This window comes from Phytopseudomonas punonensis, assembly GCF_900142655.1.
Taxonomy (GTDB): Bacteria; Pseudomonadota; Gammaproteobacteria; order Pseudomonadales; family Pseudomonadaceae; genus Aquipseudomonas; species Aquipseudomonas punonensis.
In genome coordinates this window covers 1-23,543 of the sequence record NZ_FRBQ01000012.1, presented here as the reverse complement: position 1 = coordinate 23,543, position 23,543 = coordinate 1, and the positions used below count along the sequence as shown (strand labels likewise).

General features: G+C 62.3%; 14 protein-coding genes. 8 read left to right on the top strand and 6 right to left on the bottom strand.

Annotated elements, in window-relative coordinates; genetic code table 11:
• Positions 1 to 5: 5 nt before the first annotated feature.
• Both BUC40_RS23270 and BUC40_RS20705 read right to left on the bottom strand, forming a co-directional pair.
• Complete coding sequence (locus BUC40_RS23270; protein ID WP_073268385.1) at positions 6 to 7,085, bottom strand: two-partner secretion domain-containing protein; 7,080 nt, start codon at positions 7,083 to 7,085, stop codon at positions 6 to 8.
• Positions 7,086 to 7,111: 26 nt separating this feature from the next.
• Positions 7,112 to 8,803, bottom strand: coding sequence for a ShlB/FhaC/HecB family hemolysin secretion/activation protein (locus tag BUC40_RS20705; protein WP_073268383.1), 1,692 nt, complete (start codon positions 8,801 to 8,803; stop codon positions 7,112 to 7,114).
• Positions 8,804 to 9,159: 356 nt separating this feature from the next.
• Here BUC40_RS20705 and uvrD point away from each other — a divergent pair, with 356 nt between their 5' ends.
• From uvrD to BUC40_RS20685, 4 genes are all read left to right on the top strand, one after another.
• Positions 9,160 to 11,361, top strand: coding sequence for a DNA helicase II (gene uvrD / locus BUC40_RS20700; RefSeq protein ID WP_073268381.1), 2,202 nt, complete (start codon positions 9,160 to 9,162; stop codon positions 11,359 to 11,361).
• 397 nt (positions 11,362 to 11,758) lie between these two features.
• Complete coding sequence (locus tag BUC40_RS20695; protein ID WP_073268379.1) at positions 11,759 to 12,856, top strand: TRAP transporter substrate-binding protein; 1,098 nt, start codon at positions 11,759 to 11,761, stop codon at positions 12,854 to 12,856.
• Positions 12,857 to 13,182: 326 nt separating this feature from the next.
• Positions 13,183 to 14,040 carry a Tim44 domain-containing protein gene (locus tag BUC40_RS20690; RefSeq protein ID WP_073268377.1) on the top strand — a complete coding sequence of 286 codons (858 nt, stop codon included), beginning with the start codon at positions 13,183 to 13,185 and terminating at the stop codon, positions 14,038 to 14,040.
• A 276-nt stretch (positions 14,041 to 14,316) separates the two neighbouring features.
• Positions 14,317 to 14,724, top strand: coding sequence for an SMI1/KNR4 family protein (locus BUC40_RS20685; protein WP_073268375.1), 408 nt, complete (start codon positions 14,317 to 14,319; stop codon positions 14,722 to 14,724).
• A gap of 205 nt (positions 14,725 to 14,929) precedes the next feature.
• On the opposite strand, the gene BUC40_RS20680 is transcribed toward BUC40_RS20685, so the two are convergent.
• Positions 14,930 to 16,693, bottom strand: a complete 1,764-nt coding sequence (locus BUC40_RS20680; protein WP_073268373.1) for a cation:proton antiporter — start codon at positions 16,691 to 16,693, stop codon at positions 14,930 to 14,932.
• A 282-nt stretch (positions 16,694 to 16,975) separates the two neighbouring features.
• The gene (locus BUC40_RS20675) at positions 16,976 to 17,719 is read right to left on the bottom strand and encodes a tetratricopeptide repeat protein (protein WP_073268371.1); all 744 of its coding nucleotides are present in this window, start codon (positions 17,717 to 17,719) and stop codon (positions 16,976 to 16,978) included.
• A 154-nt stretch (positions 17,720 to 17,873) separates the two neighbouring features.
• Between BUC40_RS20675 and BUC40_RS20670 the strand changes: the two genes are divergently transcribed.
• From BUC40_RS20670 to BUC40_RS20660, 3 genes are all read left to right on the top strand, one after another.
• The gene (locus tag BUC40_RS20670; protein WP_073268369.1) at positions 17,874 to 18,356 is read left to right on the top strand and encodes an acyl-CoA thioesterase; all 483 of its coding nucleotides are present in this window, start codon (positions 17,874 to 17,876) and stop codon (positions 18,354 to 18,356) included.
• A gap of 184 nt (positions 18,357 to 18,540) precedes the next feature.
• On the top strand, positions 18,541 to 20,265 hold the full coding sequence (gene ybaL, locus BUC40_RS20665; RefSeq protein WP_073268367.1) for a YbaL family putative K(+) efflux transporter: 1,725 nt from the start codon (positions 18,541 to 18,543) through the stop codon (positions 20,263 to 20,265).
• A gap of 100 nt (positions 20,266 to 20,365) precedes the next feature.
• Positions 20,366 to 20,800: a DUF3301 domain-containing protein gene (locus BUC40_RS20660; protein WP_073268365.1), complete on the top strand. Its 435-nt coding sequence runs from the start codon at positions 20,366 to 20,368 to the stop codon at positions 20,798 to 20,800.
• A 19-nt stretch (positions 20,801 to 20,819) separates the two neighbouring features.
• On the opposite strand, the gene BUC40_RS20655 is transcribed toward BUC40_RS20660, so the two are convergent.
• On the bottom strand, positions 20,820 to 21,779 hold the full coding sequence (locus tag BUC40_RS20655) for a CobW family GTP-binding protein (protein WP_073268363.1): 960 nt from the start codon (positions 21,777 to 21,779) through the stop codon (positions 20,820 to 20,822).
• Positions 21,780 to 21,932: 153 nt separating this feature from the next.
• On the opposite strand from BUC40_RS20655, the gene BUC40_RS20650 reads away from it, so the two are divergent.
• Positions 21,933 to 22,286 carry an NADH:ubiquinone oxidoreductase gene (locus BUC40_RS20650; RefSeq protein WP_073268361.1) on the top strand — a complete coding sequence of 118 codons (354 nt, stop codon included), beginning with the start codon at positions 21,933 to 21,935 and terminating at the stop codon, positions 22,284 to 22,286.
• A 348-nt stretch (positions 22,287 to 22,634) separates the two neighbouring features.
• Here the strand turns inward: BUC40_RS20650 and BUC40_RS20645 are convergent.
• Positions 22,635 to 23,543 (bottom strand): calcium-binding protein (locus BUC40_RS20645; RefSeq protein WP_139272217.1); only part of this gene is annotated, 909 nt, incomplete at its 5' end.

The following is a 23,543-nucleotide window of genomic DNA, read 5'->3' as shown; positions in this document are numbered from 1 at the left end:
AGAACTTAATCTCGCGGCGGCAGAGGAGTTGACCACTCAGGAATATTAATAACATGTTCTGGAGCTATAGGTCCCACCCAAATATTTCTAGTTGAGCTAGTGGCCCTGTGAATTTCTTCATGAGTCCTCCTAGAGTCAATAGGAACCAGGTGCCGAGGGTCGACAATTTGCGTCGGAAACTCAGACTTGCTGAAATTCCAATGGTGCACTTCTGATATTTCATTTCCAGCTTTACGGGCCGTATTTAAGAAGCGGTCATTAACTGCTTTAAACGCATTTTCAAGCATGACTTTATCCGGGCTCTCGCCACGCTCTAAAGCCGAGAGATAGCGAGTATATCCGTTTGGTCTCAGAGAGCCAGCAGCGCTACGCATTGCATCGTTCCACATCGTTAGCAGCTCCGGTCGATCAGCGATAGTTGACGTACCAAAATCTGAGGGGGATGCTTTATAAACAAAACCGCTATTAATATCTACACTTATAAAATCAGCCGCATTTTTTTGAACTGGCAATGTCGCCGCGCCGCTTACTCCCCGGACTGGCATATGCAGTCCAAGCATATCCAGCGAGCCGAGTGCTATATTTCCAACTCCATTCCATCCTTGACCTTCGCCGAGTTGCCCAATGCCGAAACCAAATTGGCCAGCTCCATTAATAGCTGCGGCGCTTCTAACTCCTAATCCTACGGGACCGGACATAACATAAAGCGCCGGACTGCCAATATTTGCCTGCCCTTGCTGCACATTATGATTTTTAACAAGCCCTACCGCGTCTTGATAAATCTCTTCATTTTCGCTTTTTGTGCGACTCCAAAAAATACTGCCTAAGCCGCTACTTTGTTCTCTATTGAAAGATGCTTGCCTAGATTTAATGTCCTCATCAGCTGCATAGCTATACGAATAGTCACGAATTGTGTCTTTCTCGTTGAGCAGTGCATCTACCAAGTTTTGTGCTGTTTCACTTCCGTACTTAGCGGACTGTTCCTCGAAATATAGACCAACGTAGTGATTTAGTTCTATTTGCTCTGAGGGAGTAAGAGAACCTTTATCGTTCAAGTACTTATCCAACAAAGAATCGCTCCGCTGATCTTGCTTTTCGAGCGAAATCAGCTTGGAAGCGGCTTCAACATTTTGATTTTCACTAACCTCTTTACGTGCTTTGTCTCTTGATTCTCGAGATTCATGGCCAAGGAAGTTATATGCAGTAGCCCCACCCGCCACAGCCGAAGCCACCTGCAGGCTCTGTTCATCTCCACCCTGCACCCCAGCGGTGAACACGCCCACCAGTTGCGAGTTCATGACCAGCAGCGCTTTGCGGTCTTCTATGCCCATCTTCTGGTACTGGGCATCCAGCTTCTCGACCAGTAGCTCGTTCACCCCAGCCGCCAGTGCACCAGTCTTGAAGTCTCCGCCCATAGCTTCGGCGGTGAGGCCGCCCATTACGGCATGCAAGCCCGCTTTGGTGAGGCTGCCATCTTCCAGTTCCAGCTTGGCGCCTGGAGCCGTGTTATCGCCAATCCAGTTGAAACCGGCTGCCATAAAGGTGTTGGCCAAGGTGCTCTGCAATGCATCGCTGAAGCTGCCGTCCTGGCCGACGAGTTTGCTCAGAGCCGCGGAGGTGGTGTTCTGAAGGGCCTGATTGGCCGCGAACCGGCCTATGCCTGGCAAGGTACTCAAACCTGACCCCGAGCCCGCAACACTTACAGTGCCGGAGTTGCTCAGCGGTGTATTGGCGCCTACTGCATTACCTGCGCTGCTGTTGGTAGTCTCAGTGCCTGTCCAACCGTCATAAAGCCCTGCGGTCAAGCCCGCCGTGACACCCGCAACTGCGTAGCCCTTCACGGCGTCGCTAGAGGTGATGTCTTTGTAGACAGCGCTCAAATTGCCACGATTGTTGATAGTGCTGACTGCCGCATTGCCCGCTGCCCCGGTGAGTACCGCAGTCGCCGCCAAGTTGGCCCAGCCCGCGCCGGCGAGCGACGCACCGGTTCCTGCAGCCAATGCGCCTCCTGTTCCGACTGCAGTTGTAGCCCCTGCCGCAGATCCGGCACTCGCTACCAACCCACTCGCCGCCCCAGCCGTGAAATACGCCACGATAATGGCGATCACGATCGCAGCGCCGCCACCCAACCCCGAATGGCTGTACTTGAAGCTGTCGTGGATCTCCTTCACCCGGTGCCAGTCGACATCGCCGCGTTGTTCGGCGGCTTTCAGCCAGGCCAGCTGCGGGTCGGCTTCGACCATGGCGTCGATAGTCTGGGTGACGGTCTGCTGGTCGACGTGCTTGATGTCGATGTTCAGGCCTTCCACCGCTTTGATGGCGATTTCGCCCTGGGCGATCATCTGGGTCTGCAGCAGAGTTTCGTCGGTGGTGCCCTTGCCTTTGGCGGAGGTCCATACCAGGCTGTTGCTGCTCTTCTCGTGGCTCTCCTGATCCAGATCCTTCACCGCTTCGAAGGTGATGCCACCGCCGCTTTGCAGGGTCAGGTCGGCGCCGCTGTCCAGGCGCACGCGCTGATAGAGCTGGTCGCCGGTGCTGGCCAGGGTCAGGTCGCTGCCGGTGGTGATCTCGGTGCCGATATGGCGGATGGTGGTGACTTCGTCACGGCGCGTGGCCTTGGCGCCGAAGGAGCCCTTGGACTGCTTGTCGTAGAGCGAGTAGTCACTGTTCTGCGCAGCCAGCAGGTTGAGTTGCCCACCGCTGTAGAGGTAGGCCGAGCCGCCCGCGTCGATGCGACTGGCGCTCAGGTTCATGTCCTGGCCGGCCACCGCGCGGAAGTCGCCGCCAGCGCTCAGCTCGCTGGCGATCTGGGTGACGCTGTCCTGTACGGCCTCGACCTTCTTGCCGCCGCCCTTGCGCTTGGCGTCATAGTGGTACTCATTAGCCGCCGAGGCGATGGTCATGCTGCCACCGGCCTGCAGGGCCATATCGCCCTCTGCCGCGACCTGGCTACCGACGATGGCTATGTCTCGCGCGGCAGCGGCCTGCAGGTCACCGCCGACCTTTACATCACTGCCGTATTGGTCGATCTGCTGGCGATTGTTGTAGTTGCGCGCGTCGTAATAGCGCGAGGTGCTGTTCTCGGTTTGCTGGCTGGCAAGCAGCAGATCCTGGCCGGCCTGCAGCTTGGCATCGCCGCCGGCGGACAGGGCGCCGCCGACATTGAGCAGGTCACGCCCTGCGGCCATGCTCAGCTCACCTTCAGCTTCGATACGTGCGGCACTGTCGGCCATCTGCCGCTGGTGCTCGTAGGCCTTGCCATTGGCGGACTGGTGGGTGGCGACGCTGCGCTCGTTGATAATGTCGCTGCCGGCCTGCAGGCTGACGTCGCGACCGGCAATGATGCCGCCCTGGGCGTTGCGGATGCTTTCGGTGGCCAGCAGTTGCAGGCGCTGATTGGCCTGCATAAGCCCGCTATTGCCAATGGACTCGGCCTGGATGCCAAGGTTGGCCGAGGCGCGCAGGGTGCCGGCGTTGCTCAGGCCACCGCCACTGATCAGGGTCAGGTCGCGGCCCTGGACCAGGGCTCCATTCGGCGCCAGGCGGCCTTCGGCCTGTGCCAGGTAGAGCACGGGTGCCAGCACCTTCTGGCCGTTCACTTCGCGCTCTTCCATCCACACGATGTCATGGGTCAGGGCGGCGACCTGCTCGGCGGAAAGCCCGACGCCCACGGACAACTGCAGGGGTTGCTGGCTGGCGATGGCGTTATCCATCAGGTAGCGGAACTGCGTCTCGTCGCTGTTCAGCCCGGCCAGGAAGCGCTGGCCGGTGCGGGCCAGCACTGCATCGCGGATCAGGCGTTGTTCGTAGAGGCCGTCGCCAAGCAGCTTCTGGGCGTGATCGGGGTCGTAGTCGAGCTGGCCGAGCAGGTAGCTGGAATTGAGGAAGTTGCCCAGCTCGGCGAATTGCGGATCGGTCTCGATCAGGTAGGGGTGATCGGGATTGGTGTTGAGGCTGAACAGACCGTTCTGGCCGGTGGGCAGCTTGAAACTCGGCAGCCCCAGCGGGTCGACGGCTTGCTGAGCCAGATCCGGCGGTAGTTGCGGGTTGAGGGTGATGGCGGTGGCGATATCGCTACCGGGCGTGGTGGTGTCGACCCGCGTGCCGCCGCCGAGGTAGGCATAGCTGGGGCGAATGACCCGGCTGTCGAAATCGTCGCGGGTGTCGACGCGCACATTGCCGCCGCTCTGGATGACCGCGGCGTAGGTCTGCCCGTCGACATTGACCCGCTCGACGGTATTGGCCGGCAGGTACTCGCGCTCCATGGCGCCGATGACGCGGTTGAGATCCGATTCCAGCGTATCGAGGTTGCGCGAGCCGGCATGCTTGTCGTTGAAGCCGTATACCAGGCCCCGATAGTAGTAGTAGCTAGGCTTGCGGCCGGACACCAGCACCCGGGTGGTGTGCACCTCGCCGGTTTCCAGGCCGATATTGTCCAGGCTGCCGAGCTGCATCTGCAGGTCGCCAGCCGAGGCGATGGTGCTGCTGCTATTGGTCAGGCTGTCGCCCAGCACGTTCAGCGAGCCGCCGGCAGTGATATGCGAGGCGCCACTGTCGGCGGTGACGATCAGGCGATCGTATTCCTTGAGCTGCCAGACCCCGACCTTGCGCCCGTTGCCGCCCAGTTTGCAGTCGCCACCGGGGTTATAGGGCCCGCGGCAGGCCAGCTCGGTGAACACGGCATCGTACTTGCCCTGCTCGGTCTGCAACTCGTCGCGCACGTTGGCGATGACGGCGGCGCGCAGGCTCATGTCGCCGGCGCTGTCGAAGGTGCCGGAGCGGTTTTCGATCAGACTGGCGAGGCTGCCCTGGGCATCCCTGGCGATGCTCAGGTGGCCCAGGCTGTAGAGCGCCGCGAGACGGTTGGTGAAACGGTCGGCCAGCAGCTGCAGGTTGCCGCCGCTGAATATCAGCCCGCCATCGTTGCGGATAGTGCTGGCCTGCAACAGCAGGTCGGCGCCCGCACCCAGGTTGCCGCGGTTGTCGATCTTCTGCGCCGCCATGCTCAGCCAGGCGCCAGCGGTCATCCGCCCCTGGCTGACCAACTCGCCCCGTGCCGCCAGGCGGCCATAGCCACCGCTGCGTACCTGGGCGTCGGCGCCGAAGCCGATGTTGCCGGCCTGCAGGTCGAGGTTGCCGAGCGCCAGCAGGCTGCCGTTGCCACGGTAATCACCGCTCAGGCGCAGGTCGAGATTGCCGTTGGTTTCGATACGGCCATCGTTGATCCAGCTTTCACCCGTGGTGCTGAGGCTGTTGACCGCCAGCAGGCCGCCGCCGGCGGTCTGGGTGAGGCGGTCGATGTCCAGGGTGATGGAGGCGGCCTGCAGCAGGCTGTTGTTGACCCACTCTTCGGCACTCAGGCTCACCGCGCTGTTGGTGATGAACTCACCACCGGCCTGGCCGAGTAGATCCATGTCGAGATTCAGCCCGGCGCTGCCGAGGTGACGCACCACACCGCCCTTGTTGCTCAGGGCCGGGGTGTCGAAGGTCAATGCCGCGCTGGCCACCTCCAGCACGCCGCCGTCGTTATTCAACGCGGTGCCGATGGCGAAGCGGCTCTCACCGCCGCTGCCCAGGGCACGCAGGCGGCCACCGGCATTGCTCAGGCTGTCGGCTTGCATATCGAGATGACCGCCGGCCTCCACCAGGCCGCCGTCGTTGTTCAGTGCGTTGCTGGCCTTCGCGGTGATGGTGCCACCGGCCGCCAGGGTGCCGGCGCGGTTATCCACAGCCTGGGCGTTGACCTCCATGGCCTGGCCCGCCAGGGCGCTGCCTTGGCGGTTGTCCAGCGTATCGGTGTCGAGGGTCAGGTTGCCCTGGGCGACGACCTGGCCCTTCTGGTTGTCGAGTTCCTTGGCTTTGAGCGTGGCGCTGCCTGCCGCGGCGATCTGGCCGCCGGCATTGTCGAGTGCCTGCAGGTCGGTTTTCAGGGAGCCATGGCTGACGAGCTGACCGTCGTTACGCACGCTGCCGCCGTCCAACTGCAAATGCCCGGCGCTGTTGGTGCTGCCGTCGGCGCGCACGCCGGCCTCGATGGCACCGGCGTTGTTCAGCCGCTCGGCCTGTACCTTGACCTGCTCACCGGCGGCGAGGCTCTCGCGCACGTCAACCTGCCTGGCCTCGACACGGGCGGTGCCGCCCGCATAGGTATCGCCCTTGAGATCGACGCTATCGGCCACCAGGGTGGTATTGCCGCTGGCCGCACTGCGGTTCATGGTCAGCTGGCCGCCGGCATCGATCTGGATATCACCGGCAGTGGCCGCCATGTCGCCGGCCAGCTTCACGCCCACGCCCGCTTCGGTACCCACCAGGCTGATCGCCCCGGCATACATGCCGCCCAGGGCCGAGCTGTCGATGGCCACCTGGGGCTTTTCGCTGCCGTCGTCGGCCTTGGCGGTGGCTTGCAGGGTGGCAACGTCCACTTCGTTGCGGCCGGCAATGACGTTCAGGCGCTTGGCGTGGATATCGGCGTTGATCTTAGCCGTGCGGGTGATCAGGTCGAACTGGTCGACGTTGCTGGCGTTGAGGCCAGCACCTTCTATGGCGATGTCGCCGCCGTCGACGTCGAAGCCCTTGAGGCGGCCATCCTGAATCTGCGGTGCACCGGTGCTCAGGGTCGCGCGCGGGGTGTTGATGAAACCGCAGCCATCGCAGGTGATGCCATGGGGGTTGGCGACGATGACATGGGCGCCCTGCCCGGCCACTTCCGTGTAACCCTTGAGCTGGCTGCGGTTGCTGCCGGTCACTTCGTTGAGGATGACGCCCGCGGCACCGCCCTGGAGATTCGGGTTGCCGTTGATGTAGCCACCCAACTGGCTCGGCACGAAGGCCTGGGCGCCATTGTTGAGGATCAGCCCCTGCTGGCCGACGTTGTAGTCGGTGAACTTGTTGTGCGACAGGCCACTGCCATTGGGCGTGGCGATATTCACCACCGGCACGCCATTGCCGGCCTGGCCGATGCTGGTGTTGCCGCCGGCTGCGGCGTCGACCGCCAGGTCGGCGGCCAGCGCCTTGACCGGATCGAACAGCATGACGCCGATGAGGATGCGGGCGATGGCACGGTTCAGGGGGCTGCGAACGTCCATGTGACTATCTCCGTTACGCGTTGAAATCAGAAGAACACATCGAGGCGGAAGTACACCGGTCGCTCACCCTCGGTGAAGGCGGCGGGGCGTTCCAGGGAATGGGCGAAGGTCACGCTGGCGGCCAGGTGCTCACCACGGGCACTGAGCTCCAGGGCGTGGCCGCTCAGGCGGCCACTGGCGCCGTTGTTGTGGTCGTCATGGCTGATCACGCCGACGTCATAGGCCAGGGCGGCGCCGTACTGCTGCACGAAAGGCTGCAGCGGCGCCCAGGTCACCGGCCGCGTCCAGCGCAGCTGGTTGCGCCAGTAGCCGCCGCTATTGCCGGACAGCGACTGATCCTTGTAGGCGCGCACCGAATTCAAACCACCAACGCTGATGCGCGCCGGGCTGAACAGCTGGTCTTCGCTCTTCTGGCCGGTGGCCAGACTCTCGAAACTGAAGCGCTCGCCGCCCAGGTTGAAGGGCTGCAGGTAGCTGAGGGTCAGGGTGTACTTGTTGTAGCGGGCGACCGGGTCCTGGCCACGGGGATGGCCGTTGCCCTGGGCGTCGAAGGCACCGATGCCGCGCTGCCAGCCGATGTCGGCGTTGACGAAGGCGCTGCCCACACGACGGCCGTGATTGAAGCCCAACTGCCATTCGCTAAGGCGATTGCTGGAGATACCTATGCGATTGTCTTCGATGAAGTTATTGGTGCGAACGTGGCTCAGGCCAGTGCTGAAAGCAGTCTTGCTGACGCTGTCGCGGTGCAGCACCCGCTCTGCCAACAGGTTATGGCTCTGGTAGTCGCCATCGGTCTCTGCCAGGAAGCCGTTGAAATCGGTCTTGTTGCGGTAGTAGGACTGGCCGTAGTTGTAGCTGAAGGTCCACCAGCCGTAGGGCAGGCTGTAGTAGAGGCTCTGGCTGTGCGAATGACGGTAGCTGTCGCTGACCGCATCACGGCTGGCGCGCAGGCTCAGCTGGTCGGCCAGGCCCAGCGGGCTGTCCCAGTCCAGGCCAACGCCCCACTGCTGCTCGCCGGTGCTGAGCTGGCCATCGTTGTGGCGCGACAGGCTGGCGCGCCACGGCTTGCTGCGCTCGCCCTGCAGTTGCACGCGGCTGCCACCCACCTGCTCGCCGGGCACCAGCTCCAGCTTGGCGAAGCGCGATGGCAGGCGATTGAGGTTCTCGACCAGTTGCTCCAGTTCGCGCAGGTCGAGCACCTCGCCGGTCTTGCCGGGAAAGCTCATCGCCAGCTCACGATCACTGGCCAGAGCGGAGCTGTCGAGGCCTTCGAGGCGGCCTTCGACCACGGTGATCTTCAGGGTGCGGGCAGACAGATCCTGCTGCGGCAGGTAGGCACGGGTGGTGACATAGCCGCGGTCGATGTAGTGATTGGTGATGGCCTTGAGCAGCGCGTTGAGCTGGCTGACGCCCAGGCAATCGTCAGCGAACGGCGCGAGGATCGCGGCGCGGTCGGCCTCCGACAGCAGGCTGGCACCGCTGATCTCGATGTCGTCGATGGCGAAGCAGCGTTCGTCGCCCGGTTCAGGCTCGGCAGGCTGTTGTGCCTCGCGGCCGGGGAGCTGTTGCAGCTCCCGCAAACGTTGCTGCTGCTCTTGCAGCAAACGCTCCTGTCTGTCGCGATACAGCTCACGTTCACCAGGGGTCTGAGCGACCGCCAAGACAGGAAAAACAACCAGACAAAACCCTACAACCGCAGCTCCGTTGCGTACCACCATGCATCCATACCCGTCGTAAAAACTGATTCGTCGCTACGACGGCTCGATACCGACAGGGTTCCAAAATGTTCAAAAAAATCGCTGAACGGTCGATTTTTATGGCAAAAAAATATCAATTTAATGGCAATAGAATTTCATCGGCACATGCTCCAAGAGGGCTCGTTGCTTCAATAAATTGCCGGAGCGTCGAGGGCTTAACCGAAGCACACCTGCGCAAGCTCGACCAGGTGCTGGCAAGCATCTTCGCCAACCAGCCGGAGCACTGTTCACGGGCTCGCGATGGCCGAGGCCGGCGGCTAGTCACGTCGCCGTCACCAGCGTTTGCCCTACCTGCATCGGCCCCCTAGAATGCCGCGATGCAAAATGACCTCGATCAGCGACTCAGTTCTCTAAACCCAGCCCAGCACCACGCGGTTACCACGCCGCCTGGCCATCAACTGGTGCTGGCCGGTGCCGGCTCCGGCAAGACCCGTGTGCTGGTGCACCGCATCGCCTTTCTGATCCAGCGCCTGGACGTCTCGCCGCACAGCATCCTCTCGGTGACCTTCACCAACAAGGCCGCTGCCGAGATGCGCCACCGCATCGAGGACGTGCTCGGCCAGAGCCCGGCCGGCATGTGGGTCGGCACCTTCCACGGCCTGGCGCATCGCCTGCTGCGTGCCCATTGGCGCGAGGCCAACCTGGCCGAGAACTTTCAGATTCTTGATTCCGACGACCAGCAGCGCCTGATCAAAAGGGTGATCCGCGAGTTGAACCTGGATGAACAACGCTGGCCGGCCAAACAGGCGCAGTGGTTCATCAACGGCCAGAAGGACGAGGGCATCCGCCCGGCCGGCATCCAGGCCAGCGGCGACCTGTTCCTGGCCACCATGCGCAGCATCTACGAAGCCTACGAGGCCGCCTGCGCCCGTGCCGGGGTGATCGACTTCGCCGAACTGCTGCTGCGCGCCCTGGACCTTTGGCGCAACAACGCCGGCCTGCTGGCCCACTACCAGAAGCGCTTCCGGCACATCCTGGTCGACGAGTTCCAGGACACCAACGCCGTGCAGTACGCCTGGCTGCGCTTTCTCGCCATGGGCGGCGAAAGCCTGATGGTGGTGGGCGACGACGACCAGTCGATCTACGGCTGGCGCGGTGCCAAGATCGAGAACATCCAGCAGTTCGACAGCGACTTCGCCGACGCGGAAATCATCCGCCTGGAGCAGAATTACCGCTCCACGGCGAACATCCTCAACGCTGCCAACGCACTGATCGCCAACAACCAAGGGCGCCTGGGCAAGGAGCTGCGCACCGATGTCGGCGATGGCGACCTGATCAGCCTGTACGCCGCCTTCAACGAACACGACGAAGCGCGCTATGTGGTGGAAACCATCGAGGACGCCCTGCGCAAGGACGGCCTGCGACGCAGCGACATCGCCATCCTGTATCGCTCCAACGCCCAGTCGCGGGTGCTGGAAGAGGCCCTGCTGCGCGAGAAGATTCCCTACCGCATCTACGGCGGCCAGCGCTTCTTCGAGCGCGCGGAAATCAAGAACGCCATGGCCTACCTGCGCCTGATCCACCAGCGCGGCAACGATGCGGCCCTGGAGCGGGTGATCAACGTGCCGGCCCGCGGCATCGGCGAGAAAACGGTGGAGACCCTGCGCCAGTTCGCCCGCGCCAACGACCTGTCGATGTGGGCCGCGCTGCACGAAGCGGTCGGCACCAAGGTGATCAGCGGCCGCGCCGCCAGCGCACTGAACGGCTTCGTCGAGCTGATCGATACCCTGGCGTTGAAGGTCGAGGGCATGCAGTTGCACAGCATGGCGCAATTGGTCATCGAGCAGTCTGGCCTGCTGGCCTATCACCGCGACGAGAAGGGCGAGAAAGCCCAGGCTCGGGTAGAAAACCTCGAGGAACTGGTGTCTGCCGCGCGTGCGTTCGACTCCTACGAGGGCGAAGAAGGTGACGAGGAGCAAACGCCACTGGCTGCGTTTCTCGGCCACGCCTCGCTGGAGGCCGGTGATACCCAGGCTGCCGAGCATGAAGACAGCGTACAGATGATGACCCTGCACAGCGCCAAGGGCCTGGAGTTCCCGCGGGTGTTCCTGGTCGGCATGGAGGAAGGCCTGTTCCCCCACAAGATGAGCCTGGAAGAGCCCGGCCGCCTGGAAGAGGAACGCCGCCTGGCCTACGTGGGCATCACTCGAGCCATGCGCAATCTGGTGATCAGCTACGCGGAAACCCGTCGCCTGTATGGCAACGAGACCTACAACAAGGTCTCGCGCTTCGTGCGTGAAGTGCCGCCGCACCTGGTGCAGGAAGTGCGTCTGTCGAACAGCGTCAGTCGCCCGTACGGCAGTGGCAGCCGCAGCATGAGCGGCAGCAGCCTGTTCGCCGGCAGCGCCGTGCCGGATACGCCATTCAACCTCGGCCAGCGCGTGCAGCACTCACTGTTTGGCGAAGGCACCATCCTCAACTTCGAGGGCTCGGGGCCCCAGGCGCGGGTGCAGGTGAACTTCGAGAGCGAAGGCAGCAAGTGGCTGATGTTGGCGTACGCCAAGCTCGAGGCTATCTAAGGAGCCTGCTCACGATCCTGCGGGGTATGTGTACGGCAGCTATATGGTGGGGGCGGCCGATCGCGAACTCGTGGGAGGGGCTTTAGCCCCGATTGTGCCTATCTAGGCGTAAAAGGCTCGCGGCTAAAGCCCCTCCCACAAAAGCAGTGAGGTAGGGTGGACAACGCTCTTTTTGTCCACCATTGCGATTGCAAAACGGTGGATGAATGAAGCGCCATCCACCCTACGAATGGCTGCTTCTGTCGCGTTGCAGGCAAAACTGGATAAAGCCTGACATGAAGATCGTGAACAGGCTGTAAGTAGCTCAACGATTACAACCATGGCAGCCGCCATTACGGCCGGCTGCCAATAACAAAAGCAATCAGGGCACGCTGCTCGACACTCAAGGGAGAACACCATGAACCGCCGCAATCTGTTCGGTGCCGCTATGGCGCTGCTCGCTGCCATCGGTCTGGCCGGCTGCAAGGAAGAAACACCCGCTGCCGGGCAAGGCGCCACCGCTGCAAAAGCCGAGACCTTCCACTGGAAGATGGTCACCTCCTGGCCGAAGAACTACCCAGGCCTGGGCACCGCCGCTGAACGCCTGGCCGATCGCATCAACGCCATGAGCGCCGGCCGTCTGACCGTCAAGGTCTATGCCGCCGGTGAGCTGGTGCCGGCTTTGGAAGTGTTCGACGCCGTGTCCCGCGGTACCGCGGAAATGGGTCACGGCACGCCGTACTACTGGAAAGGCAAGGTGCCGGCCGCACAGTTCTTCTCGTCGGTGCCGTTCGGCCTGTCGACCCTGGAAATGAATGCCTGGCTGAGCAAGGGCGGCGGTCAGGCCCTGTGGGATGAAACCTACGCGCCCTTCGGCGTAAAGCCGCTGTCGGCGGGTAACACCACCATGCAGATGGGCGGCTGGTACAACAAGGAAATCAACTCGCTGGACGACATCAAGGGCCTGAAGATCCGTATGCCGGGCCTCGGTGGTGAAGTCTGGACCAAGCTTGGCGCCATCACCGTCAACCTGCCTGGCGGCGAAATCTTCACCGCCCTGCAAACCCACGTGATCGATGCCACCGACTGGGTCAGCCCCTACAACGACCTGGCCTTCGGCCTGCACAAAGCGGCCAAGTACTACTACTTCCCGGGCTGGCAGGAGCCACAAGCGGTGGTCGAGTCGATGGTCAACCAGAAGGCTTTCGACAGCCTGCCGGCCGACCTGCAGGCCATCGTCGTCGAAGCCGCCCGCGCCGCGACCCTGGACATGATGGACGACTACGTCTTCCACAACGCCAAGTCCCTGGCCCAGTTGAAGGAACAGGGCGTGACGATCAAGCGCTTCCCCGACGAGGTACTGGCGGCGATGAAGCGTGAGTCGCAAACCGTACTCGAAGACCTGGCTAGCCAGAACGACCTCAATGGGCGCATCTGGAAATCCATGAAAACCTTCCAGGACGAAGCCACGCCGATGGGCGAAGTGACCGAGAAAGAACTCTACAACTGGCGCTAAGAGCCTGTTCACGATCTCGCGAGCTAGAGCCATACAAGGCAAAAGCAGGCGAGGAAGCGGAGTTTACGAGCTGTAAATGAGCATTCCGAGCCTGCTTTTAACGCAGTAGGGCCGACGCGCAGTAGATCGTGAACAGGCTCTAAGGCACTAGCCGCTAAGCACTGAAACGGAAACTATTGGTTCCGTTTCACCTCCCACCTCCATCGCCCTGGCGCAGCGCAAGCCGCCTCGTTGGGCAAAAGCTCGAAACATTCTGTTGCTGGTCATGCCGACCTGCCACGGGCAAGATGCCCGTCAGTGTTTCAATAACCAAGAGAAAACCGATAATGCAGCGTTTCCTCAGCATCGCCCTGGTAGTTTGCCTGGGCCTGTCCTTCAGCCTGACTGCCGACGCCAAGCGTATGGGCGGCGGCAAATCCTTTGGCGCCGCGCCGAGCCACCAGACCCGTCAGGCCACGCCGCCATCCCAACCTAATGCCAATGCCGCTGCCCCAGGCCGCACGCCTGCTGCCGCCAGCGGTGCGTCGCGCTGGCTCGGCCCACTGGCCGGTCTGGCCGCCGGTGGCCTGCTGGCCTCCATGTTCATGGGTGACGGCTTCGAAGGCCTGCAGATCATGGACATGCTGATCTTCGGCCTGATCGCCTTCCTGCTGTTCCGCTTCCTGGCCGCACGTCGCCAGAAGCAGCAGCCGAACGTCGCCGCTGCCGGTGGTGCTCCGTTCCAGCGTGAGGCCCATGGCCAGCCGCAGCCGGCTCAGCCGTCGATCTTCGGCGGCAGCAGCGCCGCGGCGATCAAGCCGGTGATCAACGCACCTGCCTGGTTCAACGAGGAAAACTTCGTCAACGCCGGTCGCGAGCACTTCCTGAGCCTGCAGCAGCACTGGGACGCGAACGAGATGGACAAGATCGCCGAGTTCGTGACCCCGCAACTGCTGGAGTTCCTCAAGCGCGAGCGCGCCGACCTGGGTGACGGCTTCCAGTCCACCTACATCGACAACCTCGACGTGCAGCTGGACGGTGTCGACGACCACGCCGACAAGACCATCGCCACCCTGACCTTCAGCGGTGTTTCGAAGACCTCGCGCTTCGACCAGGGCGAGGCCTTCAGCGAAAGCTGGCGCCTGGAGCGTGCCGTTGGCGAGAACCAGCCCTGGCTGGTCGCCGGTATCCGCCAGAACGGCTGATCCGTTACGCACTGACAAAACCCGGGCTTGCCCGGGTTTTGTTTTTTGCGTATTCGACTTTTGGAACCTATGCCGGGCGCAGCACCCAAACCGATGAGCAGCAGGTCGCAGGCTGGAGATGGCTTTTTGCCTTTTCGCCGCTTGTGACTATTTTCCATTCAGCGTAAAAAGCTGCGTTATCAAGGAGCAGTAAAGTAGACGGCGGCCAATCGAACGCCCGTCTGCTTCGTGCTTTCCAGAATCTGATGAGAATCGCCGAACTCAGGTGGAGCCGCCGTGGAAGAAGTCATCGAACAACTGCGTGAATTGAACGAGCCGGTGCCGGTGCCGCTGGAGCTGCCCGACGAGGAACTGCTGGTGGAGATCGAGGAGCAGATCCTCATCAACCTGCCGTTCGAGCTGCGTGAATTCCTGCTCAAGGTCAGCGATGTGGTGTACGGCCGCCTGGAGCCGGTCACCGTGACCGACCCGCAATCGCACACCTACCTGCCGGAAGTGGCCTCGGTGGCCTGGTCGCTGGGCGTGCCGCGCGAGCTGGTGCCGATCTGTGAAGATCGGGGCAACTACTACTGCGTCGAGCAGGACGGCACCGTGCTGCTCTGGGACGGCGAAGAAGAAGACCTCACCGACGAGAGCTGGGACTCGGTGTGGCACTGGGTGCGGGAAGTCTGGCTGGAGGAGTAATGCCGGTCAGCCTTGGTAGCCTGGGTTGAGCAGAGTGATACCCGAGAAATGCTGCCCTGGGTATCGCTTCGCTCAACATCAGGCTACGGGCTGCTCTCTGTAGCCCGGGTCGAGCGCAGCGATACCCGGGGAGCGCCTAAAGGTCGCTATGCCACAGGCTACGAAAAGGGATACAAGAAGGGCGCCGATTGGCGCCCTCGTCGTTTCAGTGATGCCCAGGTGTTTCGGGCTTGTCGAGTGTCTCGAACAAGGCGATCTGCAGGCGCGTGTGCACGCGGATGAACCAGCGCCACAGCACGGCTACCACACCGGCCGCGACCACGCCGACCAGCAGCAGCATGTCGTTGGACGGCAGGATGCTCGACGACAGCGCGGTCAGCAGCACCATGATGCCGACCAGCGAGAGCAGCGGGATCACCTCGGAAATCACCTTGCGTACCCGCGCCGTATGGCGACCGGCCTTCTCCTGGCGCACGCCCATCTCGGCGAGCAACATAGAGAGTGCCTTGATCTTGCGGTACGCGGCGATCAGGCACGGCAGCGAAAGGATCAGCGCGGCGCCCCAGATTACCGCCTTGCGCAGGTTCTCCTGATCGATCCACTCGGCCAGCCAGGCGCCGATCTGCGTGGCGAAGAAGGCGATGCCAAGGAAGATCGCCACCACGAAGGCCAGGTTGACCAGCACCTGCAGGACGATCTTGCGGATCATCCCCGCCAGAATCGCGCCCTGGCCTTGCGGCTGAATGCTGCGCAACCACTCCCCATACAGCGAGAACACCCGCGATACCCGCTGCGGCATAACCTTGCCGAGGCTCACCGCCAGCGGATCGGCCGAGCGGATCAGGTACGGCGTGGTCAGGGTGGTGATCACCGAAACGGCTACCGCAACCGGGTAGAGGAAGTCGCTGGTCACCTGCAGGGTCATGCCCAGGGTGGCGATGATGAAAGAGAACTCACCGATCTGCGAAAGACCCATGCCGACGCGCAGCGAGGTGCGCCCATCATTGCCGGCGATGAAGGAGCCGACGCTGCACGACAGTACCTTGCCGACGATCACGGCCACGGTGATCACCGCGATCGGCCACGCGTATTCGACCAGTACATTAGGATCGAGCAGCAGGCCGATGGCGACGAAGAAGATCGCGCTGAACATGTCACGCACCGGCTCGATCAGGCGCTCGATCTGCACCAACTGGCGCGACTCGGCCATGATCGCACCGATCAGGAAGGCGCCCAGCACCATGCTGTATTCCAGCTTGACTACCAGCAGGCAGAAGCCGAAACAAATACCCAGCACCGTGACCAACAGCATCTCGTTGCTTTCAAACTTCGCGACATAGGCAAGCACACGTGGCACCAGGATAATGCCGATGACCAACGCGACGATCATGAACAGCGACAGCTTACCGACGGTGGCGAACACCTCGCCGGTTTCCACGCTGCCGCTCAGGGCGATACCGGAAAGCAGCGCGATGATGCCGATGCCGAGGATGTCCTCGACGATCAGCACGCCGAAGATCAGCTGGGCGAAGCGCTCGTTCTTCATCTTCAGGTCGCCGAGCGCCTTGATGATGATGGTCGTCGAAGAAATCGCCAGGATCGCGCCGAGGAACAGCGAGTCCATGGTACTCCAGCCGAAGTAGCGGCCGATCTCGAAACCGATCCAGATCATCAGGATGATTTCCAGGAACGCGGCGATGAACGCCGTGGCACCTACGTTGAACAGCTTGCGCAGGCTGAACTCCAGCCCCAGGCAGAACATCAGGAAGATCACCCCCAGCTCAGCGAGGGTGCGGATGGTCTCTTCATCGTGGATCAGGCCGAACGGCGGCGTATGCGGGCCGATCAGGAAACCGGCGAGGATGTAGCCGAGCACCACCGGCTGCTTGAAGCGGTGGAACAGCACGGTAACCACGCCGGCTACCAGCATGATCACCGCTAGATCCTGGATGAAGCTGATGGCATGCATGACGGAACTACTCCTTGTTTTGGGCAGGCAGGCACGAACACGCGCGGGCGGCTGCTCGATGGCTCGTTGAAGCCTGCTGGAATGGGGGAAGATCGGCCCGCTGCTGGGCCACATTGAACGCAGGTTAACATCCGGGCCAGACACGTCGCGGCGTGGAAATATTCAGAAATATTTGCCGCAAACCGCGAGGCGGTGCGTGTTACAGCGCTACAGGGAAAAGACGCCGGGTATCTCGTCAGGGTCACCAGTTGGCGGCAATCCACGACGCTTCCCGCACTGCGATCACTGAATGGGGGCTTGTGGAGCCTGTGGCTCGGCACTGACCTTCAGGTAGCCTCCCGCCACGCTGATACCGAAACCGCCGTACGCCTGGCAGCTCGGATCGATCACCTCCAGCACCTGGATATCCAGCCCTTCGTGCAGCAGCGCCACCGAGCAGCCCTTTGGCAAATCCGCTGCAGTCAGCTGGAAGTAGGCCTTGTCGCCCTGCAGTGTGCCTTGCAGGTTACCAATGGCCGCCGGGCCATATTCTTCAACCTTGCCACCTGCTCGCAGCGGCGCGAAGTTCGCCCGATAGCTGCCGTCCGCCTGGCGGGTGATGTCCAGGCTGCTCCACACCGCCGCACCGGCGTAACGCAGATAGCGGCCCTCGAGGCTGGCCGCCAGTTTCGGGTAGTCCACCGCCGCGGCCACCGTTCGCAGGTTGTTGCGGGTGGCGGCGCCCTGCATGCCATCGACCAGCGCGAGGTTCAACCAGGCACGTGCCTGGCCGGGCTGTCCCAGGCGCAGGCTGGTCACCACTAGGTTGTTCAGTGCCAGCTCACGAGCGGCGCTGCTGTCCTGCTCCTGCTCGGCGCGCCGCAGCTGCCGCTCGAAGGCTTCGGCGGCATCGTCGTAGCGGCCCGCCTGATAGGCGGCGGTGCCGGCGGCGTTGCACAGGCTGACGCTGTCGCAGGGCTGCGGCGCCGCATTAGCAACGCCGGCCAAAAGCGGCAGCAGGGCGTAGCAGGCAAAGGTGCGCTTCATGAGATCGTCCTGAATGAGTGAATAAGCTATGGCTCTAGGAGTGAAATGCCGGTACATACGTTGCAGCAATCGAGTGCATAGGCACAATCGACAGGCCAAGGCCGCGCAGACGGCTGACAATCACGCCCCAAATCAACCTGATGAGCCAGACGTTATGGAACCCGGAAACGCGCAACTGTCGATGACCGTCCTGATGACCCCGGACATGGCCAACTTTTCCGGCAATGTACACGGCGGTACGCTGCTCAAGTACATGGACGAAGTCGCCTATGCCTGCGCCAGCCGTTACGCCGGTCGCTACGTGGTCACCCTGTCGGTGGACCAGGTGACCTTCCGCGAGCCGGTGCATGTCGGCGAGCTGGTGACCTTTCTGGCCTCGGTCAACTACACCGGCCGCACGTCCATGGAAGTCGGCATCAAGGTGATCACCGAAAACATCCGCGAGCGTTCGGTGCGCCACAGCAACAGCTGCTTCTTCACCATGGTGGCGGTCGATGAAAACGGCAAATCCATTGAAGTACCGCCGCGTCAACCGGAGAGCTCCGAGGAGCGTCGGCGTTTCGAGCAGGGCCGTCAGCGTCGGGAGATTCGCCAGGAGCTGGAAAGCCGCTACCGAGCCCTCAAAGGCGAGGCGTGACGCGGCTCACAACACGCCAGGCACACTTCGACACATCCTGTATAAAGACCTTTTAGTTATAAGTAGTATTTTAATATAAACTATCGGTCTTTATGGTCGAGCAATTCGACCCTGGCCGTTACGCTGTTCTGCGCGGTATCCGCTGCCGCGCAGGCATGCCAGGCCCTCTCACCAAGGAGACCGCATGCCGCATCACACCCCCCTGATTGCGACGATCGCTGCCGGCTTCGTGCTGGCCTACCTGTTCGGCAGCCTGGCCAACCGCCTGCGCCTGTCGCCACTGGTAGGCTACCTGCTGGCTGGCGTGATCGTCGGCCCCTTCACACCCGGCTTCGTTGCCGATAAAGAGCTGTCCGTCGAGATTTCCGAGATCGGCGTGATCCTGCTGATGTTCGGCGTAGGCCTGCACTTCTCCCTCAAAGACCTGATGTCGGTCAAACACATCGCCATTCCCGGCGCCGTGGTACAGATTACCGTGGCCACGCTGATGGGCATGGGCCTGTCGTGGGCGATGGGTTGGGGCTGGGGCGCCGGCTTGGTATTCGGCCTGGCGCTCTCGGTGGCCAGCACCGTGGTGCTGCTGCGTGCCCTCGAAGAACGCCAGCTGATCGATACCCGCCGCGGCAAGATCGCCGTCGGCTGGCTGATCGTCGAAGACCTGGTGATGGTGCTGGCCCTGGTGCTACTGCCGGCGCTGTCTGGCGCGCTCGGAGGCATTCCCCAGGGCGACGGTTCCAGCAGCATCGGCATGCAGCTGTTGATCACCCTTGGCAAGGTCAGCGCCTTCGTGGTGCTGATGGTCGTGGTCGGCCGCCGGGTCATCCCCTGGCTGCTTGAGCGCAGTGCCGGCACCGGCTCGCGGGAGCTATTCACCCTCGCCGTGCTGGCCATCGCCATGGGCATCGCCTACGGCGCTGCGCAGCTGTTCGGCGTGTCGTTCGCCCTCGGCGCGTTCTTCGCCGGGATGATCCTCAACGAGTCCGAGTACAGCCACAAGGCCGCCGAAGATTCGCTGCCGCTGCGCGATGCCTTCGCGGTGCTGTTCTTCGTATCGGTGGGCATGCTGTTCAACCCGGCGATCCTGCTCGAGCAGCCGCTGTTGGTGCTCGGCACCTTCCTGGTCATTGTGCTCGGCAAGTCGCTGGCGGCGATGCTTATCGTGCTGGCCTTCCGCAAACCGCTGAGCACCGCGCTGACCATCTCGGTAAGCCTGGCGCAGATCGGCGAGTTCTCGTTCATTCTCATCGGTCTGGGCATCGGTCTGAACCTGGTTCCCGAAGCAGGCCGCGATCTGGTGCTGGCAGGTGCGATCCTGTCGATCCTGTTCAACCCGCTGCTGTTCCTGATGATCGACCGTCTGCAGCCCTGGCTGGACCGCCGCGAGAAAACCACGCCGGCCGACCTGGCCGTGGTGGAGCCGGACGAAGACCACGACCTGCATCCAATCACCGAAACCGGCCACGCCATCCTGATCGGCCATGGCCGGGTGGGCAGTCGTATCAGTCGGCGCCTGCGCGACGAAGGCGTGCCGCTGGTGATCATCGATGACAACCGCACCCGCGCTCAGGAACTGCGTGAGGAAGGCTTCAGCGTGGTGCTCGGCAACGCCGCCAGCACCCAGGTGCTGGAACTGGCCAACGTGACCTCGGCGCGCTGGCTGATGATCGCCATCCCCAACAGCCTGGAAGCCGGGCAGATCGCCATTCACGGCCGCCAGGCGAATGCCGATCTGGACATCATCGCCCGCGCCCATTTCGACGATGAAGTCGATTACCTGCAGACCCACGAAGCCGATCTGGTGGTGATGGGCGAGCGAGAAATCGCCCGGGTGATGTTCGAACGTCTCGGCCTGCAGGCGCCCGCGCCAGTCGCGCCACTGGCCATCAACCCGCATGGCCTGGCCAGCTGATACGGCGGCGAGCAATAAGCAGCCCGGGACCTGATTCACGGCGGCAACTGTCACCGTGGATCGGGTAAGCTGAGCGCTCCTCGTCACGAGTTCGCCTGCCATGTTGACCCTCGGCAACCTGTTCATCCTGATGCTGCTCGCCGCCGGTGCTGCCTGGCTGTGGCATGGCCACGGCATTCGCGAGCGCGCGCTAACCCGGGTCAAGCAGCACTGCACCAAGTTGGATATCGAACTGCTCGATGGCAACGTGGCCTTTCAGCGTTTCGGCCTCGTCCGCGATGGCCGTGGCAACCGCCGTTTTGCGCGGGTCTACGGGTTCGAGTTCACCGTTACCGGCGAACAACGCCATAGCGGGCGTGTCGTCATGTTCGGCGGGCATCTAGGCAATATCGAGCTCGATCCCTACCCGTTCCGTGAGCCGCCAGTTGCCCTACCGCCAGTTGTCGAAGCAGCACCGGCGCCGGCGCCACGGCAATCCGGCCAGGTGATCGAACTGCAACAATGGCGCCGCGACCACCCCACTTCGCGGGACTGAGACAGGGTCTAAGCTGCACTCAGCAATCCAGAAAAGCGGCCATACCGGCACACAACATCGTCTTGTCCTGAGCATGGGTAAAGATCAACTCCAACCGCGAATCCTTGCGCCACTCGCTGTTCTGCCAATGCAGCGCCTGGCCTTCCAGGGCATTGGCAGATAGCCAGCCGGCGTTGGTGTGCAACACCAGCTTGGCGCGCCGCCAGGGCAGCGTCGCCAGCCATTGCTGGATCGCCAACAAGTCGAAAACCTGGCTGGGATGCCAGCGCCAACCAATGCTCCAGCCTTCGTGCTGATCCTGAATCAGACAAATCGGCTCGTCGGTGCTACGCCACACCATGGCCGGCGTCGGTGGGCCGTCTGGCAGAGAGCGGCCAGCCGCAACATCGGCTGTCGCAGAAGCCTTCGGTAGCTGGCTGAACGGCAATGCGCCCTGGCTCGTCCAGTGACAGCTTCGCTGAAAGCCTGATTCGAGACGCGCGCGTGTCGCCTTATCCAGCCCCTCACTCTTGTTCAGCACCAGCAGCCCGGCGTGAGCCAAGGCGTCACGCTGGGTGTCGGCCAGCGGCTGATTGGCAGCCAGCGCCGCAGCATCGAGCACCATCAGCAGCGGCTGCACGGCGAGTACGCCTTCCCAAGGCGCCTGGCTCAGTTGCTCCAGCAGCGCCAGGGGATGACCCAGGCCGGACGGCTCGATAAACAGCCGATCCGGTTTGGCCTTGCGCAGCAACCGGCCCAGGCCGACCTGAAAGGGCACGCCATTGACGCAGCACAGGCAGCCACCGGCCACTTCGCTGAAACTCAGGCCATCTTCGTTCCGGGCCAGCAGAGCCGCGTCCAGGCCGATCTGGCCGAACTCATTGATCAGCACCGCCCAGCGCTCATCCGCAGGTCGTTGCGCCAGCAGCTGACGGATCAGGCTGGTCTTGCCAGCGCCCAACGGGCCGGCGATCAGATGGGTGGGTATCTGTTTGAGCATGACGCTATGGTGAAGCCTCTGCAGCGCGGGGAAAAGCCCGGCTTGCGCTGATCGAGCGGCAAGCGAGAGTATGTTGAAGTTTCAACGCGAGCCGCGTTGCCGCGAAACGTCAACAGCCCCTAAAATCGCCGCACCTTTTCTGGAGTTGGACCGATGCGCCGTTTGCTGCCCCTGCTGTTGTGTGGTCTGTCCGGCTTGGCCTGGGGCGAAGCCTGTGTGGTGCACAGCCAGGCCGAGCGGCTGGACGTGAAGGTCTGCCAGCAGAACCGCAGCATTCCGCCGAACCTGTTCCGTACCGGCTTCTGCCAGCCCGAGCTCAAGGGCCAAAAGGTCGATGTCAGCTTCGTCGAGCAGTGCCCGGTCGGCGCCTTTGGCGTCTGTCGCAACGCCCGGGTCGGCGGCACACCGTATCAGCAGGACATTCACTACTACGGCGTCGCCGAAGACGCCGCCTACCTCAAGCCCTTCTGCGAGAGCCAGAGCAAGGGCGTGTGGATGGCCTACTGAGCCGTCATTCAATCGTCATCTTTATCGGCGTAAATACAGTCTCTCTTGGCTGCCGGACAGGCCCGGTGGCGATGTTGCTGCGCTTAAGCGCAGCATTTTTGTCTGCGGCTGCCTAAGCGCTGCACTGCCAGCACCAAGCGTTCTTGCGAAAATCAATCATTGACCCCCATCGGGTCGCCCAGAATGCTCAGTTGCAAGGTCTCGCTATTCGCCAAGACGATGGGCAACGTGGACTGCAGGTTTCGCATACTATCTCACCGGCTGCTCCAACTGCCCGCCGCCTGGCGTGCTCAGCGGTGCCACCATAGCTCAGGCTGCCATTGAGCACACCCATTTCCCGGGATTCAATCAACCGAAGAGGAAGTCGCCCTGGCGCAGTTCGCTCACTCCCAGCAAGCGAATTTCAAAGGCGTTGCTCGCCCCCGCGTCGACGGAACCATAGAGCGTGCCAGCATCGAAACGCAGTTGATGGCTACTGGCAGAGCCCGCATTGAATGATTGGCCGACGAAGCTGAAACTCTGCGCCCCATCGCCCTGCAACTGGATCTTGTCGCCATCCAGACGGCGGAAATCGGTGATTAGAGCATCAGCTCCGTCATTCAGGCCAAGCCAGCTCAGGTCGAAACGGAAGGTGTCGGCGCCGCGGCCACCGGTCAGCGTATCGAAGCCGCCCATACCAACAAGGATGTCGTTACCGTCACCACCATTAAGGGTGTTGTTGCCCTGATTACCGATCAGCAGATTATTCGCGGCGTTGCCCGTGAGGTTGAGCGCGATACTGCCTGTTCCACTCGCATCCATGTTCTCGATGTTATTGGCCAACACGATGGTAGCGGCCTTAGGCAGTATGGAGCCTCCACGCAAGAGGATCGTGTCAATGCCTTCATTGGCGTTTTCGAGGACGCGATCCTGGAGCACATTGCTGGCCGTCAGGTCGACGATATAGGTGTCATCGCCCTTGCCACCGCGCAACGTATCCACGCCAGCACCACCATCGATGACGTTGTTGCCGTCGTTGCCGGTGATGACGTTGGCCAGGGCGTTGCCGGTGGCAGTGAGGTGGTCGCTGCCCAGCAGGCTCAGGTTCTCCAGGTTGTTGCCCAGGGTGTAGCTCACGTAGGCCTTCACCAGGTCGATGCCACCATTGGCCTCTTCGATCACCGTGTCGCCCGCTCCGACGATATAGGTGTCGTTGCCGCCCAGACCTCGCAGTTCGTTGGCTGCGCTGTTCTGTGAGCCATCCAGTACGTTGGCCAG

What these genes read in the sequence shown, in the direction of transcription:
- BUC40_RS23270 (WP_073268385.1), bottom strand. Translation starts at nt 7,085, where the DNA reads ATGGACGTTCGCAGCCCCCTGAACCGTGCCATCGCCCGCATCCTCATC.
- BUC40_RS20655 (WP_073268363.1), bottom strand. Translation starts at nt 21,779, where the DNA reads ATGCTCAAACAGATACCCACCCATCTGATCGCCGGCCCGTTGGGCGCT.
- BUC40_RS20675 (WP_073268371.1), bottom strand. Translation starts at nt 17,719, where the DNA reads ATGAAGCGCACCTTTGCCTGCTACGCCCTGCTGCCGCTTTTGGCCGGC.
- BUC40_RS20705 (WP_073268383.1), bottom strand. Translation starts at nt 8,803, where the DNA reads ATGGTGGTACGCAACGGAGCTGCGGTTGTAGGGTTTTGTCTGGTTGTT.
- BUC40_RS20670 (WP_073268369.1), top strand. Translation starts at nt 17,874, where the DNA reads ATGGAACCCGGAAACGCGCAACTGTCGATGACCGTCCTGATGACCCCG.
- uvrD (WP_073268381.1), top strand. Translation starts at nt 9,160, where the DNA reads ATGCAAAATGACCTCGATCAGCGACTCAGTTCTCTAAACCCAGCCCAG.
- BUC40_RS20690 (WP_073268377.1), top strand. Translation starts at nt 13,183, where the DNA reads ATGCAGCGTTTCCTCAGCATCGCCCTGGTAGTTTGCCTGGGCCTGTCC.
- BUC40_RS20660 (WP_073268365.1), top strand. Translation starts at nt 20,366, where the DNA reads ATGTTGACCCTCGGCAACCTGTTCATCCTGATGCTGCTCGCCGCCGGT.
- BUC40_RS20680 (WP_073268373.1), bottom strand. Translation starts at nt 16,693, where the DNA reads ATGCATGCCATCAGCTTCATCCAGGATCTAGCGGTGATCATGCTGGTA.
- BUC40_RS20695 (WP_073268379.1), top strand. Translation starts at nt 11,759, where the DNA reads ATGAACCGCCGCAATCTGTTCGGTGCCGCTATGGCGCTGCTCGCTGCC.
- BUC40_RS20650 (WP_073268361.1), top strand. Translation starts at nt 21,933, where the DNA reads ATGCGCCGTTTGCTGCCCCTGCTGTTGTGTGGTCTGTCCGGCTTGGCC.
- ybaL (WP_073268367.1), top strand. Translation starts at nt 18,541, where the DNA reads ATGCCGCATCACACCCCCCTGATTGCGACGATCGCTGCCGGCTTCGTG.